This is a genomic window from Petralouisia muris (assembly GCF_004793545.1).
Taxonomy (GTDB): domain Bacteria; phylum Bacillota; class Clostridia; order Lachnospirales; family Lachnospiraceae; genus Petralouisia; species Petralouisia muris.
In genome coordinates, this window is the sequence record NZ_SRYA01000004.1 from 62,230 (window position 1) to 80,945 (window position 18,716).

Below are 18,716 nucleotides of genomic sequence, written 5' to 3' on the forward strand. Positions count from 1 at the left end.
TTGCCATTTTTTGCACTACCCAACATTTACTCCACAAGCAGAGCACGATAATGATGACGTATTACTGCATTCTGGCTTTACCGCATAATCCGAATCACTTACAACAATTTCCACATCACCATAACATTTTCGTGAAAGTGAATCCATATCACAGTGGCACAAGCTTGTAAACTCTGTACAGTAAATCTCCACATTTTTTTCTTTCAGTAACTTGATAGTATCACTACTTGGATGTCTATACCTTTTATTTTCACCTGTTGATATGATTGCAATATGTGGTTTCAACATATCTAATATATGTTCTGTACCCATTCCATTTTCGTCATTATAAAATGCACCGTGATGTGGCATCTTTAAAATATCACATTCCAATTCAGGCATACGCTCTAATAATCTTCTCCAACCATTATTTTCTAAATCACCTGTAAAGATAATTTTGCTCACTTCATTTTCATACAAGCATACAATCGACATATCATTTGTACTTTTATGCAAAAGGGCTTCTGTTTCTTCAGCCACATTCGGATAAATCAATGAAAATTTTGTAGTATTATTTGAGACTAATTCACGTTTTTGTAAATCGGTATCATTTATTCCTCTTAATATGGTAATTCTCTGCTTATGATAAAGTTCCAAAAATCTCTTTAAAATGAGCTCCATCGTCTGTGTCGGATTTCTTCTGTCAAAATTAAAGCATATTTTTTTTATAACACCCCGTATGGCAAATTTCTCCAAAAAGTCATTAACACCTCTACAATGATCTGCATCCATATGCGAAATAATCAGCATATCAACTATTTTAATCTCACTTTGAACCAATTCATTTATTAATTTATCTGCATCAACAATATCTATAACAATAGTCTTAACTCCACCTAAATGGAAGTCATTCATATAAATAACTGCACTGTCACCATGACCAACATCTAAAAATTTTATTTTCTCTCCATCACTTAACATGGCTATCCTCCCTGCTCGATGATAAATCATTACTTAACATTTCAATGATGTCCTCGCTTTTAAGATACGAATATGCCAATGGTTTTATATCAAACAATTTCCCTTCGTAATATTTAGCAGAAAATTCTGCATTTTCCCGTAAGAACCATCCAGGCATCGTACTGGTTATTGCTATTTTCTGCTCACCAAACTCTGCCAGATAAACAAGACAATACATTTCATCTATATTGATACATTCTACTTCACCGGAAACATTGGAATATTTCTGAGGTACAATTTCATTTTTTTCAATATCATTTTCAACACCATTATATACCTCAAATAATTTTCTAATCTGATCACATTCCTCACAAGCCAATCCAAATGCTTCAAAAATAATATCATCAATCTTATTCTGAAATTCATTTACCATTTTTTCATCATCTGAGCAATATGCATCCTTTATTCCCCAATAGTAACTTTCTATCTCTTTGATTTGACCTTCTGTAAATTTTGGAATCGGTATACTACGGATTGCTTTTGTCGTCAATGTCCGCTTTACACATTCCCGCCGCATGTAAGCATTAATTAATTTACTATTTATTAATGCACATATTACATAATCAGATATTTTTTCATCATTAGAAATCAAACAAAAAAATGAGTGACTAGGATACCGTCGGCTTTCATCCACAAATGCACTGATACATTCTATTTCACCTGGAGTTGATGACATTTTTACCAATACTTTTCGTTCCGAAGAATAAATATATTCAAAATCTCTTCGCAGTCTAAATCCTCCATAATTCCCTTGTATTCTTTTTTCCTCCTCTTCTGCCATTGCATAATTTAAAAATTGTACACTATCCATCTCAGGTGAAATAACATATCTTCTAAAATTCTTTGCATTAGCAATATAAGGAACCCAACCATCGTGATTCTGTTTTGAAAGGATATAAGATGGTGCCATAATTCCTGTGCCATTTTCGGTAATGTCGTTTATTGTTTTGGTATTTTCAACAATTTTCTGAAGTATTTTTTCAACTGGTGATATTTTCATTTCTCTGTCTCTTTTCCATTTAGACTGAATATTTACCGAAAATTCAAAGTCCCATTTTTTGCACTTAAAGTACCTTCTCACAGAATATTTATTTCTTGCCAGCATTTTTATTTTAGTAATATTCTCCTTATCTACTTGTTTTTTCTGGGCAATCAGTACCATTGTAGAACAGTTGTTTTCAAATATTTGCCCCGGTAACATCCATAATTCCAATATATCCAACTCATTCAATAACCGTTCCCTCTGCATACTGCAGCTGTCATTTTGCATGAAACTTTCAGGCAAAACAATTCCTATATATCCACCATCATGTATCAGCCCCAAATACTTATCTACAAACGCTGCCGCTTTCTGTATCCTCTCACTATCCCCTCTTATTTCTCTATATGGAGGATTTCCTAAAATAACATAAGGCGTCCGAATTTCAGAAGTATTCATACGGAGCAAATTACCCGTCTTAATATTCCACTTGTTACCATACGGCAGACTATATAACAGTAATGACAACTTTGCAACTTCCGAAGCAAACTTATCTACATCATACCCCTGAATCATATTTGTTAAATACTCATGCCTGTCAAAGTCCGCTTTTTCAAGGCTAATTAAATCTTCAAGCCTTTTACATGCACTTAATAACAAACTTCCGGAACCACATGTCCCGTCCAAAACAAATCTATTATCAACCGGAATGTTTTCAAATGGTATGTGAGCGGCAATTTCTTGGCTCAATACTTTTGGTGTATAATAAATTCCAAATTCCTTTCTAATATTTTTTGCTTTGGATTCATTAAGTTGTAAAAGCGTTGATTCATAGAAATAGCCTAATAACTCATGATCTACACTTTGATAATTAATGCTGCATTCCAAACTCTCACATATTTTATCAGGAAGATTCTTTCCGTATTTTTTCATTAGCTTGTCATCAAAATATTCCTTATATGTTTGTGACAACTTGTCAAAAAGCTGCCATATGTTTGGCATTTTTTCATTACTATATACCTTGCTGTTTATGATTAAAGCAGAAATAATATGCATTGTAATACTGGTAACATTATTTATATCCCGCTCATTATTCTTTTTTATGCTTTCCAAATACGTTTTTGCTGCTGTTATTCCTTTTTCAAACTCTTCACTTAGAATTTTGCATGTTGCTTTTCTTGAAAAGTCAATCAATCCTAATGCTTCAAAGATATTTAACTGTTTATATCCCATTTTTGAAGCAATCAAATTTTCTGACATAAACTCAAATCTATTTTTCTCAAAATATAAATAAACTATATTTTCCTGAGCATCATTTAAGAGTTCATTTTTGTCAGGTTCTATTTTCCAAACACGCACATTATCCGATTTAGAAATAACTAGTATAGGAGCTGCTAAATATTTTGCTCCCTCAATATATTTCGCTTCCTCATTATCATCATTTACTCTCTGCATTGCAATACATGAAGTTGATATATCTTTTAAATATTTATCACTAAATGCAACATAATCAAACTTTATAGCAGATGTTCCATTTATTTGAACTGAATAACCCTCGAAAATATGTTCATTACTATACCCCAATGAATTAAGAACATTCTTCATATAAGTACTACCCATCACTAATTTCTCCTTTTTAGCAAATATTTACTTCCTAATCTTTATTATTTTACAGAGTAACTCCATTATATTTTCGTTCTTACATGATGACAAAATCATTTAATATTAATATCATCCATGCTCCGAATAACCTCTTTAATTTCCTTATTCAGATTCATCTTTTCAGCACCAGTTACTGCCTTTTTCAACATGCCCCTTGCATCAACCAGTTTCTTATAATATGTATACAACAATTCCATATGTTTATTATCGTACCACCCATTTCCATCTAAAATAAGCTCCGTACCGGAATATGCGCTCTCATTCATTATCATATAAGTTCTATAATACCATTCCTTATACAAATTTATCTTGTTTGTCTTATTTTTTATCTGCACATAATCCAAATATTTCAGTAGTCTGTTTCTTCCATCATCCGGCAATCCCACTGGATAACTCTCTGTTAGAACGCTATGCTCAACCACTATTTGGTTCTCGTCAGTCTGATTCAATCGCTTCATTGCGAATGAATACAATTCATGCTGTGAATCATGCATATGAAAGACACATAACGGCTTAATCAGATTCTGATAAACAGATGCCAAATATGGTGCTACTTTGATACTTTGTAGTTCCATTTCATAAAACTGAACCACCTCACATCTGTATTCATCATTAATTACAGATCGAATCTCTTCCCCTGCAATCTGATACATAAGTCTTACTTCTTTGACCGCATCTTTAATACGCTTTTTATCCTCTGGCTTTAAATCTTTCGGTATAAAGTCTTTCAAAGCCAGTTTGACATCAATCTTATAATGTTCTGGTATATTAAACATGACATTCCTACCCCATAAAAATAGTCTGCAACATATTAAGAGAAATCTTCCACAACCAAAAATGAAACCAGCTCAAAATCATCAGCAGTCTCTTCTGCAAATGCATTGTTAAATCCACCAAAATCAAACATCATCTGAACAGCCTTGGATTCTTCCTCTCCCTTAATAGATCGAATCGCTTTATTTAGCAACTCTGAGTAGAACTCCATCTTTGTAGCGTTCTTTGTTCGCTCAAAGAATTTTCCAAACAATTCCATGACAGGTACACTTTTACCATAGCATAATTTTCTGAACTGTTTTACTACCTCTCTGGCTTGCCCATTACCATATAATACTGTACCATCATTTAATATATAAATCAGATAGTATGGATACAAAGAACTATCTGACTTTGGCTTGTCCATATCATTACGGTGTTTAAAGCAAAAAAGCACTCCCTTATGCTCACTGTCTGTAACCGAATAAATACCTCTCGGAATTTTCTTAATCTCCGGCACTGAATGTATGTATTCTGATAATTCATTTAGGTACTCATTCATATTAAGGTCTGTAAGCGAAAGATTCTCACTGGCATCTTCAATATCAATCACTTCTTGCTGTAATCTTTCCAACTGCCGCTTTCTAAAATTAAAATCATTCATTTCAGGAGTCAGAATATCTTCATCACCCGTCGAAACCAGATTCATAGTTGTCATCTTTCCTTTCACCCGTTGCTCTAAGCCTAAGTATTCGTTCAGTTCCATAGCCGGAAAGAAATTTATCATCTGAATATTCGTGTTTTTACTCCCAATTCTGTCAATACGACCAAATCTCTGAATCAATGACACCGGATTCCACTGAATGTCATAATTAATCACCGTGTCACAATCTTGCAAATTCTGCCCTTCTGATATACAGTCTGTACCAATCAGCAGGTCAATCCGTTCCTCTACCGGAATCTCCCTTTTCATTTTTGACATCGGAGAGAATGCACATAATACGGAATTAAAATCTGCATCCACATTACGATTATTGCATCGGATATCTTTTCCCGTAATGCAGGCAGTATATATACCATACTCTTTTATAAAGTCTGCAAGTTCACGATACAAATAATCTGCCGTATCAGCAAATGCCGTAAAAATCAATATTTTACAATTATCTGTATTATAAGGAGTTTCTGTTACTTTATTGATAAGAATCTCTCGAAGATCTTGTAATTTCTGATCTCGCCTCTCATCCAAAATCCGTTTCGCATTCTTATGGATTTGTTGAATAATATATTTATCGCTTGCCAAGTCATCCAAATAATCATCCACACGAAGATGCTTTACATCTATCTCATACTTTCCTTCCAAATATAATTCTTCATCTTCCAGTTCTCCATTCTCCTCGTCAAGCTGTCCGCTTCCTCTTAATAATAATTGCTCTGTTCGTTCAATACGTTCCAAAAGCCTGCGCAATGTTTCCTCAAACGAATACACAGAACTTTCCAGCCGCTTAAAGAGATTAAATCTATGTAAAATAATCATGCCTCTGGATTGTGTATCAAACTCCATTCGCCCGCCATGTTTTCCGATTAATGAATATTTCTGAAGATATATCTTTTTACAATCTTCTCTGATATATCTTGTAGGCGTATATACACTTAAAATAAGAGCCTCCAACAGTTCATTCGTTGCCTTAAAATTAAGCAATTCCCCCTTGGTGTCAATATCACTATTTAACGTTTTTGGTTCATTCTTATTGGGGAACTGTCCTACACCATTATTGCCATAGTAATTTGTAATGTGCTTTCGACTTCTGGAAATTGTCATAAGTTCCAGCAATTTATAAAAATCCGATGGTAAACTATCTAACAGTTCTTCTTTCTTATGTGCAGGTTGTTTTTCCCATGCGTTGATACAAGCAGAGGTTTTTCTTAAGAGATTGTCTATACTGGAAATACCCTCTTCTGCGAAAGCATAGTCCTTATCCCCCGTAATAATACTAATCTGATTTTTCAAATCAACCAAACTATTATTAACGGGTGTTGCTGATAACATAAGCACCTTTGTATTATTATTACCATGTTTAATAACATCTTGCATCAGTCTTGCATAACGTGTCATAATAAGTTGATCATTCTCATCATATCTGTCGTTACGATTTCTAAAATTATGAGATTCATCAATCACAACAAGATCATACAATCCCCAGTCAAACTTTTTTAAATCCTGTCCTGAACGTGACATACCGCTATATCTGGACAAATCAGTATGGAACATAATTCTGTAATTAAAAGTTTCGTGTAAGAATGAATCTTTATAATCTCCTCGAAATGAGTTCCAATTATCGTACAATTTTGCTGGTGTAAGAACCAATACCCTGTTCATCCCAATCTCAAAATATTTAATAATGGCAAGAGCTTCAAATGTCTTGCCAAGACCAACAGAATCCGCAATGATACAGCCGCCATAGGTATTCAACTTGCGGATTGCCGATACAACACAATCTTTTTGGAAATCATACAATGCATTCCAAATTTCAGTTTTCTTAAATCTAGTACTGTCCTTCTCAAATCGTTCTACACCAACGTCCAACTGATTTCCGAATAATTCATTCAGAGTAAAATAATATAAAAATTCTGGTGAATGTTCTTTATATACATACCGCAAACTAGCCAGCAATTCCTCTTTATAATCTACAGACACTTGCTCATTAAACCAAATTTGTTTAAAAATGTCTAATGCGCCTAATATCTGCTCTCTGTCAGCGCTACCATTTAAAATAGTGTCAAAATTAATATTATTAAATGATTCTCTGCTCATTTTCTTAGATACTTCCAATGAAGATGAGCCTTGGATCATGAAGTCTTCATCAATAATCAGAACATTCCCACCAATACGAATCCCTGTGTTTACCTTACGAATATTAACATGTTTCTGTATAAAATCATGCATATTCCGAGCTTTTGAAAAATGCTGTAGTTTATTCTTCTCAGTAATATCATATGAATTAAATAATATATCCGTAGGGTTGATTTCAAATTCATGCGCAATCTCTGCCTGATGAGGCAAAAATTTTACATCACGTATTACAAAATTTATCTCTTTTACGTTATGCAAATTTTTTTCTAATAAAGAAAACACCGCTATCGTCAGCTTATCATTGACGATATTAACTACCGCATTTTTCTTATTCTGAAGAACTTCGTTAATTTTCTCAATCATCTGCTCATTTGAATTAATAACATTTGTCATTCAGCCGTTTTCTCCTTTTTACGCCTTGCATCAGCAGGTTTCTTTGCATCAGCAGGTATTAGCCACATTTTACCTTTCTTAATCACTCCATCTATCCTTCCATCTATACAAAGTGTAATAATTCTCCTTGAAGAAATATTCCACTTTTTAGACATTTCTACTGTTGTTAAATACTCCATATCCATAACCTCCTGCCACTTCCCATTATATTCCATTATCGGAACAAAAGCAATTACCTATTTAATGTTACTAATTTCATAAATTATCTTGCTAAAAATCATCGTTCCCTATTTCTCTACTTTTTCCTCTCTGATTACCTCTGATTTTTTCCCTGAAAAAGCTTGGTTTTTCCCCTGCCATTGTTCATTGAACTCCTGAAAAACACTTCCGTAAAAGATTTCTTCATCATTTTCAGATACATCATGCTCTGCCTGAAAGCGGTAAAATGCTTCGTAAAATGAAATATCACCATTACTCTTTTTGTCTGCTCCCGATGTGATTTCTGATTCTTTGTTCCGAACCTTCTCCGAATTTTCTGTCACATATGCTGATTTATCTGCTTTTTCCGGCTCTTCTCGCCATTCCTCATAATCATCAATGTACTGTTTTGCTTCCTCAATATCCTGCATGGTACGCCTGTATTCCATATGCTTCTGCTCTTTCTCCTGCATATACTGTCTCCTGCACCCACTTCAACGGAAGTCCTACTGCAAGATGTACTCTAGCAGATGTTAATTCCCTTGCACTCAGTTCTTTTGCGATTGCCGCAAGCGTCAGGATATAATTATCATCATCTGATTGCTTTTCAGCGATAAAGCTCTTATGACCTTCCCCGATAATGTTGAAATATCCGTCATACTCCAGATAATCCTTACTGAAAGTTGGCGCTTTCTCACTCTTAATCAGTGCTGTTGGAAATACCCTATGTGCTGTTTTGATATTTCCATATCCATGATCAATTCCTAATATCAATGTTCCAATCATGTTATATTCTCTTATATTCACCATAATTTTTCCCTCTCTTTTCGTTTCAATTTAGTGATAACAGTAGACAAGATCATGAAGAATCACTTCCTCTGCCATTGCCTTAGCTTGTTCCCGAAGCCACCACATTTCCATTGTAGAATCTGGATTCTTCGGTTTATGCTTCTGTAAATACTGCTGCATAATCCTGTCCAACAGTTCGTTAGCTTCCTCATTTACTTCCGCTGCCTTTTGCTTCAACTGCCCTGTACGAACTAAACCATAATATCTGTCCGGCTGGTTTTATTTCAGATACTTTTTCCATAAATCTCCATATTTTCCCGAAAAGGTATCCTGCTCTGCTTCTGTAACACGGATATTAGGATATAAAATACCGTCTCTCTGTGTAAGTACCGCCCATCTGTTCAAATATTGATTTTTCTCTGCTCATTTTCACTTCCTCCGTTTCTGCTATCCAATTTATAGCTTCCAATAAAAATGACAGACACTTGTATGCCTGCCACTACATCAGATAATTCTTCTCCATAGATTGTGCTTCCTGTGAATAACAATTTTAATTCGTTTCTTCACATAAATACATCATTTCATCAGTCAGATTTGTACACCATTTTTGACACCAACTTTTCTTCAAACTACACTATTCTGCGATAAGTTATGATACTTCTCCTAAAAACCAAAAGTGGCTTAAACCCTTGCAAAGGAAGTTAAGAAATCATCTCCTGGCATAATTTCATAGGATACTTCATAATGATATTGTTCTTCCGTTTCCTCATTAAAACTGAATAAGAAAAACTTTCCCTTGTGACTGGTCCATGAGGGCAAAAACAAGGGAAAAGGATACATATTTTGAGGCTGGCATAGCGTAAAGCCTTGAAAAATAGGGAAAACTTATGGAAAAAGCTTACAAATCCTTATCTATGTGATTCAGTATAGCGTATTTCCTCTTCATTCTCAATGCCAAGATAGTTTCTAACTTCCTTTCCAATTTCAACCAGAAAACATAATATTTTCCATTATATTTTTATTTCCATTGCAGATAATAACACCATGGTAAGCAACAACGTTTCGAGGCGGACATCATTCCCAGGAATGAACCATTTCGGAATGATGTTCTTGCCAGAAAGAAAACAATAAGAAAAATATTTGGAGGTGAATCGAAATGGCTAACAGCAATTCTGGTTCTAACACAAGTAAAATGGCAGTGCCTCAGGCAAAAGAGGCAATGAACCGTTTCAAACAGGAGGTTGCATCTGAAATCGGCGTACCTTTGAAGGAAGGTTACAATGGTGACTTAACTTCTGCTCAGGCTGGTTCTATCGGCGGAGAAATGGTTAAGAAGATGATTATGAAACAGGAACAGCAGATGTCCGGCGGACAGCAGTAATCTTTGCTGCCAATAAGCAGACAAGCTGCCAATATAGAAATTCCCCTGCTTTGGCAAAGTCCGGAGCAGGGGAATTTCTATATTGGATTCTCTTGCATTGACAAGGCATCCGCCTGATGCTACAATCTAACTCACAGGAATGTTATTCTATTCCAAGTATACCCATGCAATCCAGGGGGGGATATTTTTATGGAAATTGAACGCAAATATTTAATCAAGTCACTGCCGGACAACCTGAATTCTTTTCCTTTTCACCAAATTGAACAAGGATATCTCTGCACTGATCCGGTAGTGCGCATCCGCATGCAGGATGAAACATATTATCTTACCTACAAATCCAAAGGCCTGATGGTCCGGGAAGAATATAACCTGCCCCTTACCAAAGAGGCTTATTTTCATCTCCGTTCCAAAGCAGACGGCATTCTTATTACAAAAAAGAGATACCTGATTCCGCTGCCTCCCTCCCATACCATTGAGCTGGATATTTTCGAAGGAGAACTGGCGCCTCTGACGCTTGCAGAGGTGGAGTTTGCAACAGAAGAAGAAGCGAATCATTTTCTTCCTCCGGAATGGTTCGGAGAAGATGTGACTTATTCCGAAAAATACCATAACAGCACATTAAGCCGTTTTACTGATTGAACAAGGAACTGTTAAGAAAAATCCTGCGCACGATTCAAAAGTTATTTCTTAACGTTACCTAAGTCTATGCAGCATTCGGTATTGTTCCAATTTTACTGCAAAAATTATCTTATGAAAATGGTTGATTATCTCAAAAAAGCCTTGATTTACGGGCATACAAGTAGGATTTCAAGCCGAATTTACTACCAATTTACTACTTTTAAGGGAAGAGCCTTGATATGTCACCCGGAATCCTGCAAGCCCCAATATCAGCACAGCATTGAAAAAATAAATGAAAACTGAATATGACACAGACACGGCGTTTCTCTATCCCATAACAGGAAGAGCAGGAATGCCGCTTTTTTATACCCTCATGTTACGCGATAGAAGCCAAAAGAGCCTTGCTACAAGCGGCTTTGCGGACGTGTTTTTGCAGGAGATAAGGATTTATACCTAACCCCGGCAAAATGGCGTTCTATTGCGTAACATACCCCAAGCAAAAGACGCTCTGAAGCTATGGCAGCCTTCCAAGAGAATCACAAGCGAATTTGCCCGATATTGGAAAACCCGACACCAGATAACCCGATATTGGATTTTTCGATACCGGATTATCCGACATCGGAAAATCCAATGCAATTAAATAAAGATATACTAAATACTGATTTACTAAATAAAGAGAAAAGAAATACAGATATACAAAATACCCCTTCCTTTCCCTTCCACATTCCTAATCCCTCTCCTTTTGTCGGGAATGCAGCACCACCGCTGGAATGGAAATGAACGGATTAAGCTATCAAAGAAAAAAATAAGTTTCGGAGCAATCATAGGAAAAGAGTACTCTTTTCCGTAAATCTGCCCGCCCATATAGCTTGCCGGACTGATTTGCTTGTTGGGAAGTATCCCAAACCCTCTTGATAGTTTTCTCACTACCTACAATACCGTACAAGGCAATTTTAACGAAGCTTTGAGAAAAATTCCAAAAAAGTTTTTCTTAGTCTATCTACAAAGAAGTTTGGGAAATATCAAGTATTATTTAATTTCTTGAATTTATTCGGCTAACCGCATATAATTATAGTGATGGAACTTATAGAAAGTGAGGGTGAATGAAGATGTTAGAGTATATTTCTGCCCCGGAAGCGGCGAAGAAATGGGGCATTTCAGAAAGACGGGTACAAAAGCTATGTGAGGAAAACCGCATACCGGGCGTGGCAAAATTCAGCCGCTTGTGGCTGATACCAAAGGACGCTGAAAAGCCAGTAGATAAAAGGAAACGGGAGGAAAACAGAAAGTGAAAATATTTGTTGTTGAAGATGAAACAGAGATTTGTAAAGAGCTGTCCGTTCTGTTACAGAAATATGGGTATGCTTATGAAAGCAGCACTGATTTCGCACATATTGCAGACCATATTTTGAAAGCGGAAGCAGACCTTGTACTGCTGGATATAAACTTGCCATATCAAGACGGTTATACGATATGCCATGAGATTCGGAAACAGTCGGATATTCCGATTATCGTTCTGACAAGCAGAAATACAGACTTTGACGAATTGATGAGCCTAAATATCGGTGCAGACGATTTTATATCAAAGCCTTATAACGCACAGGTATTGATAGCGCGTATTCAAAAAATATTAAAAAGGACTTATGAAGCACAGGTTAATTCTGTCCTTATTCATAAAGGGCTGACAATCAATCTGCTAAAGGCTACTGCTTCTTATGGGGATAAAGAGGTAGATTTAACAAAAAATGAACTTGGCATACTGCGTTTACTGGTTGTAAACAAAGGCAATGTGATACCGCGTGACGCGATCATAGATGAATTATGGCAGAGCGACGAATTTATAGACGAAAACACACTCAATGTTAATATTGTGCGATTGCGTAAGAAGTTATCGGAGATCGGTACGCCCGATTATTTAGAAACAAAACGTGGATTTGGGTACAAAGTATGAAACTGACCGATTATATAATTGACCGCCTTTTTTCTGTTGTAATGTTTTTGGTAGCTGTTATTTTTTCTATGGGGCTTCTTTGGTTAATGGGATTGCGTTATGAATTTATTATTTATATCGAAATAATATTCGGGTTTTCCTTTCTTGCAGCGTTGTTATGGGACTACACAAGAAAAAAGAAATATTACTGCGGATTTATGGCTTTATTTGACGGACTTGACGACAAGACTTTATTAGCAGAGCTTGCAGAAAAGCCGAGATTTCTTGACGGGAAACTGTTATATCAAATTCTACGCCTGTCTAATAAGTACATGAATGATAAGTTAGCGGAAGCGGGGGCTACTAATCAAGAATACCGGGAATATATCGAAATGTGGGTACATGAAATAAAAACGCCGATAACCTCTGCCCATTTAATCATTGAGAATGACAAAAATATTTCTACAATCCGCATAGATGATGAATTGAATAAAATAGACCATTTTGTAGAACAAGCCCTTTTCTATGCGAGAAGCACAACATTGGAAAAAGATTTTAAGATAGAAAAGACAACTTTGAAAACATTGGTACAGGAAGCGTTGAAAAACTATTCCAAACAAATCATTGAAGCCCACGGCAGACCTGTATTTGAGAATTTGGATATTCCAGTATTTGCCGATCGGAAATGGTGTGTATTTATTATAGGGCAGATTATAGCTAATTCTGTTAAATATGCAAAAGAAAATCTAATCATCACTTTTGAGGGGAGTTCTTTTGATAACGGGTGCAGCCTTTCTATTTCCGATAATGGAATTGGTATAACCGAAGCAGATATTCCGAGGATTTTTGATAAAGGTTTTACCGGGGAAAATGGGCGCAAACTTGGAAAGTCAACAGGTATTGGATTATATTTATGCTGGAAATTATGCCATAAGATGAATATGGAAATATCGGTGGCAAGCAGCCTTGAAAATGGGACAACCGTAAAAATCATGTTCCCCAAAGAAAATCTTTATTCATGACAATAGAAGACTCGCGAAGCGTGGATTCTATTGTATGACATAGGAATATCCTGCAAAGCGGGATTGTACGAGCAGGCATGAAAAATGTCTGCTTCTTTTCTCCCCGGAACCTTACATTTCGGTAATGTAAATGTAATCTTATTTAATGGCGCATTTTAATTTCTGAATGTACAATATGAACTATCAAATTTGCAAATTTGATAGTTCAACGAAAGAAAAGGCGAAGCATTTTCTTGAGTCTAGCTAAATTAAGGAGGAGCAAAATTATGAATACCCCGATTTTAGAGGTTTCTGACATTCAAAAATATTACGGAAACAAAGGAAACATTACCAAAGCTGTTAATCGTATTTCCCTGTCTGCCCACAAAGGGGAATTTGTCGGTATCATGGGTGCGTCCGGCTCTGGTAAAACAACATTGCTGAACTGCATTTCCACAATCGACACAGTAACCAGCGGAAAAATTTTAGTTGAGGGAAAAGACATTACTACTTTACGCGGAAAACAGTTGTCGGCTTTTCGGCGCGAAAAGCTGGGCTTTATCTTTCAAGACTTTAATCTGCTTGATACATTGACTGCGTATGAGAATATCTCCCTTGCCCTATCCATTTCCGGCATAAAAGCAAAAGAACTTGATAAAAGGGTACAGGAAATTGCAAGGGCATTGAATATCACGGAAGTCTTGGAAAAATATCCCTATCAAATGTCCGGCGGACAGCAGCAGCGTGTTGCCGCCGCCCGTGCAATGGTAACAAATCCGGCTCTTGTTTTGGCTGATGAACCTACGGGCGCGTTGGATTCCCGTTCTTCCCATATGCTTTTGGATATGTTGGAAGAATTGAACCAAAACCTTTCTGCAACAATCCTCATGGTAACGCATGATTCTTTCACAGCCAGTTATTGCCGTCGTATTCTTTTTATTAAGGACGGTAAAATTTTCAATGAAATTCACCGTGGGACAAAATCACGGAAAGAATTTTTTGAGGAAATCATGGAGATAGTTTCTGTATTGGGAGGTGAAACCAATGACAGAGGGTAAATTGATTATTCGCAATGTGCGCAAAAACATACAGGACTATATGATTTATTTTCTGACGCTTACGGTTTCGGTAAGTATGTTTTACGCTTTCAATTCCATTCAGACCCAGCCAGCATTAAATGATCTTGACGCAACAAAGCAATTACTTTCCGACCAATTAGGGATATTGCTTTCTGCACTATCTGTTGTAGTGGCTGTTGTGCTTGCATTTCTTATCCTGTATGCAAATCAGTTCCTCTTAAAACGCAGGAAAAAGGAATTAGGGATTTATACATTGTTAGGAATGGAAAAAGGGAAAATATCAAGGATTTTTGCAGGGGAAACTTTATGCGTGGGTATTCTGTCCCTTGTGTTTGGGCTTATATTAGGGCTGCTTTTGTCACAGGGACTTTCCATATTTTCTTTACGCCTGTTTGCAATAGATATGAGTAAGTTTCAGACTGTTTTTTCCATAAGTGCGCTGAAAAATACAATCGGTTGTTTTGTATTGATTTTTCTGATTGTTATGATTTTTAATGTGCGCACGGTTTCTTCGGTCAAGCTGATTGACCTGTTGACCGCCAGCAGGAAGAATGAAGTCATGGCACTAAGGAACAAAGCCGCGCAAATTTCTTTAGCCGCGCTTTCTATCCTTTGTATTGTTTCTTCCGGCGTGATTATTCAGCACTATGGTATACTTCCCAGCCGCGAAAATTCATGGTTTCAGATTGCAATAGTTTTATTAGCAGCAGGAACAGCACTTTTCTTCTTTTCTGTATCGGCAGTATTGCTTACAGCGATACAGGCAAACAGAAAAATTTATCTGAAAGGGCTGAATACCTTTTTAAGCCGACAGATTGGAAGTAAAGTGCAGACAGATTTTATGACTATGAGCGTAGTATGCGCTTTGCTCACCATATCTATTTGTGGTATATCCGTGGGGATAAGTTCTGCTTTAACCATGAATGAAACGTCTAAGGCTGCTCTTCCTTATGATCTGAATGTTGTTGCGGATATTGATGTAGCAGGAGAAACAGACATTGCGGCATATCTGAAATCAAGGGACGTGGATATGGATATCTATGCAGACAGCATAGCGCAGATCAGTTTTTATGAAGCAGAAATAACCTATGGAGATTTATTTGAGGGGCAGAACTTAAACTTATGGCACATTGACGAAGATATTTCCGAAGTGGGTGTTTCGGTAGTTTCCATTTCAGATTTTAACCGTGCATTAGCAGCACAGGGGAAAGCCCCCGTAAATCTTGCTGATGATGAATTTCTCTTGAACTGTAATTACAAAGGTACTTTACGATATATTGATTCATTTTTGCAGTCCTGTACGGAAATTGGCTTGAATGGGACAATTTTACAACCGGGTGGGAAGAAGCCGCTGGGTGAAACCGTTTTGATGACTTCGGTAGGCAATAACGACAGGGGAACTTTTATTGTTCCCGATCATGTCGCTGCGTCTTTAACAAAAGACATGAATATTTTGTTAGTACAGTATAAACCCGGTATAAATACAGATGAAATATTGCAGAAAATGATACCGATTGGGCTGGAATGGGAAACAGAGGGGTATCGGTATACTGAAAAAATCATGTTGAGCAGTATGTATTATGGCTCCTGCGCGTTGCTGGTATTCTTATGCTGCTATATCGGGCTGGTGTTTCTGCTGATATGCGCCGCGCTGCTGTCCCTAAAACAGTTGACAGAAACCGCAGATAATGTTTACCGATACGGGTTATTACAAAAGCTGGGGACGGATAGCCGGTTATTTTTAGGAGCTTTATTCAAGCAGATAGCGATATTCTTTGCCTCGCCGCTTTTGCTTGCAGGAATGTTTTCAGCCTTTGGAATTGGAAAAATCACAGCGATTGTAGAAGAATTTCTAAATATGCACATATCTACAAATATTGGCGTTACTGCTTTGATGTTCTTGATTGTGTATGGTGGATATTTCATTGCCACTTACCTGTCATGTAAACATATGGTTATGGAAAAACAAATTGAAGAATTGGAGGTTTAAGTTATGCCGGAAAATGTAAATTGGAGTGCTGTTTGGCAAAGTGTTACTGACACATGGCTTCCTTTATTTGGAGGGATTGCGTTAATTGTAGTTGCGGTCATTGTCATTCACATTATCAGAAAACGAAAAAAATAATAAAACTTAAAAAGTAGTCTGCCGCACGACGGCAAAAGAAAAAAAGCCGTCGTATGATAGCTACTCATAAAACAGTATCAACCAACAAACTGAAATAGGGTAACTGCCATACAGGGTGCAGAAAAAGACAAGTAAGAAGCAAACCGTTTCTTGCCTGTCTTTTTCATTTTGTTACGCAATAGAACGCTATTTTTGAGGGCAGACATATAAAACCCTTACCCCGTCATTTTAACGCCCGCAAAGCCGCATAAATCAAGGGTAAAACACCTCCTACTGCGTAACAATCCCCATAATAAATCGAGGTCGAAAGCAGTCTACTGATTTCGCCCTCAATTTATTATGGGTTTGTTACGCGGTAGGAAGCCTTTTGAATTTAATTTTGGCAGTTTACAGAACGGAATTGACAGGAGACCGAGATTTATTCCTGCCCCCCTAATACGGCGTTCCAAAGTGTAATAAAAAAGCAGAGAACCGACCAATAATGAAAGCGATATGTTCCCTGCTCTTGCTTACACCTATTTGTCAACGTTGATAATAAATTGTTGTACCCCTTATCACTATAAAACTAATAGTAAGGCACAACACCACAAAGAGGCGTGAACGGCTGATGAAGCTGCTGGAAGCGGATAAACTTGGTTCCTGCCCCATTGACAGTGTGAAGCTGTCCGACGCGAAAGAATGGGCGCTGCGCATGAAAGAAAAGGGAATATCCTACAAGACCATAAGCAATGACAAGCGTTCTCTGAAAGCTGCTTTTTACACAGCGATACAGGACGACTGTATAAGGAAGAACCCCTTTGACTTCCAGCTAAACACCGTGATCGAGGACGACACAGAGCCGAAAGTACCCCCCTCACAGGAGAACAGGAAGAAATATGAGGAAGCGTTACCTAAAGTAATGACACCCCACACCCTGCGCCATACGTTCTGCACCAACTTAGCCAATGCGGGCATGAACCCGAAAGCGTTACAGTATATCATGGGACATTCCAACATCACCATGACGCTGAACTATTACGCACATGCAACTTTCGCTTCCGCAAGGGCTGAAATGGAAAGGCTGATTGCCGCATAGGCGCGGGCAGAATTTACTACTTTTTTACTACCGCCCAGAGGGAAAACCTAAAGGTTTATGAGGGTATATGTGAACTTCTCCCCATATCTAAACTGCCGGAAAAGCCCGGAAATACAGGCTATTCCGACATATAAGAATTTCTAAAGATATAATCTAATTTTACCAATAATTTTATACCGAAAAATTAAGATATTATTCAATTTTACCATTTCGTTTTTCAAACTGTTCAATATACCTTCTGATTAAAATTTCCAATTCTCTATTAGCCGAACGAGCATTATACTCAGCTATATACCGGAATTTTTCTAATAATTCTGCATCTATTCGAAGGGTAAATTTTAACATATTATTTTTCATCAATCATCACATCCATACGTTTTTCAATATTATACCGTCATAATGACGGCAAAAAAATATTGGCGGTATATTGACGGCATATTGCCGTCGTATTATAATAAGAATATTATGAGAAAGGATGAAAGATATTATGAATAAAAGACGGAATCTACAAAAAAATCCACCCATGGAATTACAAATGGATGAAACCGACAGCAAACTTCACGAAATTTACGAACATTTCACCAATACATGGGAATATAATGAGACCCTTGGCAATCTTGACTTTGATATCGACTTTCTGTTAGACATCCTGGATGTTAAGGAATACCGAAGGCTGGAAGAATATCTCCTCTATTACTGCTCCAGAAAAGACGAACTATTATTCAGACTCGGCTTTAAATACGCATGGGCATTATTTTCTGAATGTTCGAAACCAATTTAAAATACATATTTATCATCTAACTTTGTATAACCGCTGTTGAATCATCACTTCTATCTCTGGTCATATCAATCATAATATAAAAGCCACCTGCATACGAATATC

Annotated in this window: 18 protein-coding genes and 2 pseudogenes; 11 read left to right on the forward strand and 9 right to left on the reverse strand. The window is 36.8% G+C overall.

Features of this window, described 5'->3' with window-relative positions:
- Positions 1 to 15: 15 nt before the first annotated feature.
- The 8 genes and pseudogenes from E5329_RS02860 to E5329_RS30370 form a co-directional block, all read right to left on the reverse strand.
- Positions 16 to 960: a ComEC/Rec2 family competence protein gene (locus E5329_RS02860; RefSeq protein WP_135988080.1), complete on the reverse strand. Its 945-nt coding sequence runs from the start codon at positions 958 to 960 to the stop codon at positions 16 to 18.
- The gene (locus E5329_RS02865; RefSeq protein ID WP_135988081.1) at positions 950 to 3,598 is read right to left on the reverse strand and encodes an N-6 DNA methylase; all 2,649 of its coding nucleotides are present in this window, start codon (positions 3,596 to 3,598) and stop codon (positions 950 to 952) included. The genes E5329_RS02860 and E5329_RS02865 overlap by 11 nt, the downstream gene beginning before the upstream one ends.
- A gap of 95 nt (positions 3,599 to 3,693) precedes the next feature.
- On the reverse strand, positions 3,694 to 4,416 hold the full coding sequence (locus E5329_RS02870) for a DUF4391 domain-containing protein (protein WP_135988082.1): 723 nt from the start codon (positions 4,414 to 4,416) through the stop codon (positions 3,694 to 3,696).
- A 35-nt stretch (positions 4,417 to 4,451) separates the two neighbouring features.
- Positions 4,452 to 7,637 (reverse strand): helicase-related protein, encoded by a 3,186-nt coding sequence (locus E5329_RS02875; RefSeq protein ID WP_135988083.1) that lies wholly within the window; start codon positions 7,635 to 7,637, stop codon positions 4,452 to 4,454.
- On the reverse strand, positions 7,634 to 7,816 hold the full coding sequence (locus tag E5329_RS02880; RefSeq protein ID WP_135988084.1) for a DNA-binding protein: 183 nt from the start codon (positions 7,814 to 7,816) through the stop codon (positions 7,634 to 7,636). The genes E5329_RS02875 and E5329_RS02880 overlap by 4 nt, the downstream gene beginning before the upstream one ends.
- A gap of 108 nt (positions 7,817 to 7,924) precedes the next feature.
- Positions 7,925 to 8,308: a hypothetical protein gene (locus E5329_RS02885; RefSeq protein ID WP_135988085.1), complete on the reverse strand. Its 384-nt coding sequence runs from the start codon at positions 8,306 to 8,308 to the stop codon at positions 7,925 to 7,927.
- On the reverse strand, positions 8,253 to 8,621 hold the full coding sequence (locus E5329_RS02890) for a ParM/StbA family protein (protein WP_275442950.1): 369 nt from the start codon (positions 8,619 to 8,621) through the stop codon (positions 8,253 to 8,255). The genes E5329_RS02885 and E5329_RS02890 overlap by 56 nt, the downstream gene beginning before the upstream one ends.
- A gap of 51 nt (positions 8,622 to 8,672) precedes the next feature.
- Positions 8,673 to 8,888: pseudogene (locus E5329_RS30370) on the reverse strand (TnpV protein); the annotation flags it as partial.
- Between the two features lie 892 nt (positions 8,889 to 9,780).
- Here E5329_RS30370 and E5329_RS02900 point away from each other — a divergent pair.
- The 10 genes and pseudogenes from E5329_RS02900 to E5329_RS02940 form a co-directional block, all read left to right on the forward strand.
- Positions 9,781 to 10,005 (forward strand): alpha/beta-type small acid-soluble spore protein, encoded by a 225-nt coding sequence (locus E5329_RS02900; RefSeq protein WP_016288208.1) that lies wholly within the window; start codon positions 9,781 to 9,783, stop codon positions 10,003 to 10,005.
- Between the two features lie 189 nt (positions 10,006 to 10,194).
- Complete coding sequence (locus tag E5329_RS02905) at positions 10,195 to 10,644, forward strand: CYTH domain-containing protein (RefSeq protein ID WP_135988087.1); 450 nt, start codon at positions 10,195 to 10,197, stop codon at positions 10,642 to 10,644.
- 495 nt (positions 10,645 to 11,139) lie between these two features.
- Positions 11,140 to 11,403, forward strand: coding sequence for a hypothetical protein (locus E5329_RS02910; protein WP_135988088.1), 264 nt, complete (start codon positions 11,140 to 11,142; stop codon positions 11,401 to 11,403).
- A gap of 323 nt (positions 11,404 to 11,726) precedes the next feature.
- Positions 11,727 to 11,915, forward strand: coding sequence for a helix-turn-helix domain-containing protein (locus E5329_RS02915; protein WP_334295737.1), 189 nt, complete (start codon positions 11,727 to 11,729; stop codon positions 11,913 to 11,915).
- Positions 11,912 to 12,574: a response regulator transcription factor gene (locus E5329_RS02920; RefSeq protein WP_135988089.1), complete on the forward strand. Its 663-nt coding sequence runs from the start codon at positions 11,912 to 11,914 to the stop codon at positions 12,572 to 12,574. The genes E5329_RS02915 and E5329_RS02920 overlap by 4 nt, the downstream gene beginning before the upstream one ends.
- Entirely contained in the window at positions 12,571 to 13,575 is a 1,005-nt protein-coding gene (locus E5329_RS02925) for a sensor histidine kinase (protein WP_275442952.1), read from the forward strand. The genes E5329_RS02920 and E5329_RS02925 overlap by 4 nt, the downstream gene beginning before the upstream one ends.
- A 266-nt stretch (positions 13,576 to 13,841) precedes the next feature.
- Positions 13,842 to 14,612, forward strand: a complete 771-nt coding sequence (locus tag E5329_RS02930) for an ABC transporter ATP-binding protein (RefSeq protein ID WP_135988090.1) — start codon at positions 13,842 to 13,844, stop codon at positions 14,610 to 14,612.
- Positions 14,599 to 16,623 carry an FtsX-like permease family protein gene (locus E5329_RS02935; protein ID WP_135988091.1) on the forward strand — a complete coding sequence of 675 codons (2,025 nt, stop codon included), beginning with the start codon at positions 14,599 to 14,601 and terminating at the stop codon, positions 16,621 to 16,623. Before E5329_RS02930 ends, E5329_RS02935 begins: the two co-directional genes overlap by 14 nt.
- Before the next feature lie 3 nt (positions 16,624 to 16,626).
- On the forward strand, positions 16,627 to 16,758 hold the full coding sequence (locus tag E5329_RS30375) for a hypothetical protein (RefSeq protein ID WP_275442953.1): 132 nt from the start codon (positions 16,627 to 16,629) through the stop codon (positions 16,756 to 16,758).
- Positions 16,759 to 17,329: 571 nt separating this feature from the next.
- Positions 17,330 to 17,833, forward strand: a pseudogene (locus tag E5329_RS02940) (tyrosine-type recombinase/integrase); the annotation flags it as partial.
- A gap of 192 nt (positions 17,834 to 18,025) precedes the next feature.
- Here the strand turns inward: E5329_RS02940 and E5329_RS32065 are convergent.
- Complete coding sequence (locus E5329_RS32065; RefSeq protein ID WP_135988092.1) at positions 18,026 to 18,190, reverse strand: Arc family DNA-binding protein; 165 nt, start codon at positions 18,188 to 18,190, stop codon at positions 18,026 to 18,028.
- 130 nt (positions 18,191 to 18,320) lie between these two features.
- Here E5329_RS32065 and E5329_RS02950 point away from each other — a divergent pair, with 130 nt between their 5' ends.
- Positions 18,321 to 18,614 carry a hypothetical protein gene (locus tag E5329_RS02950; protein ID WP_135988093.1) on the forward strand — a complete coding sequence of 98 codons (294 nt, stop codon included), beginning with the start codon at positions 18,321 to 18,323 and terminating at the stop codon, positions 18,612 to 18,614.
- Positions 18,615 to 18,716: the final 102 nt, after the last annotated feature.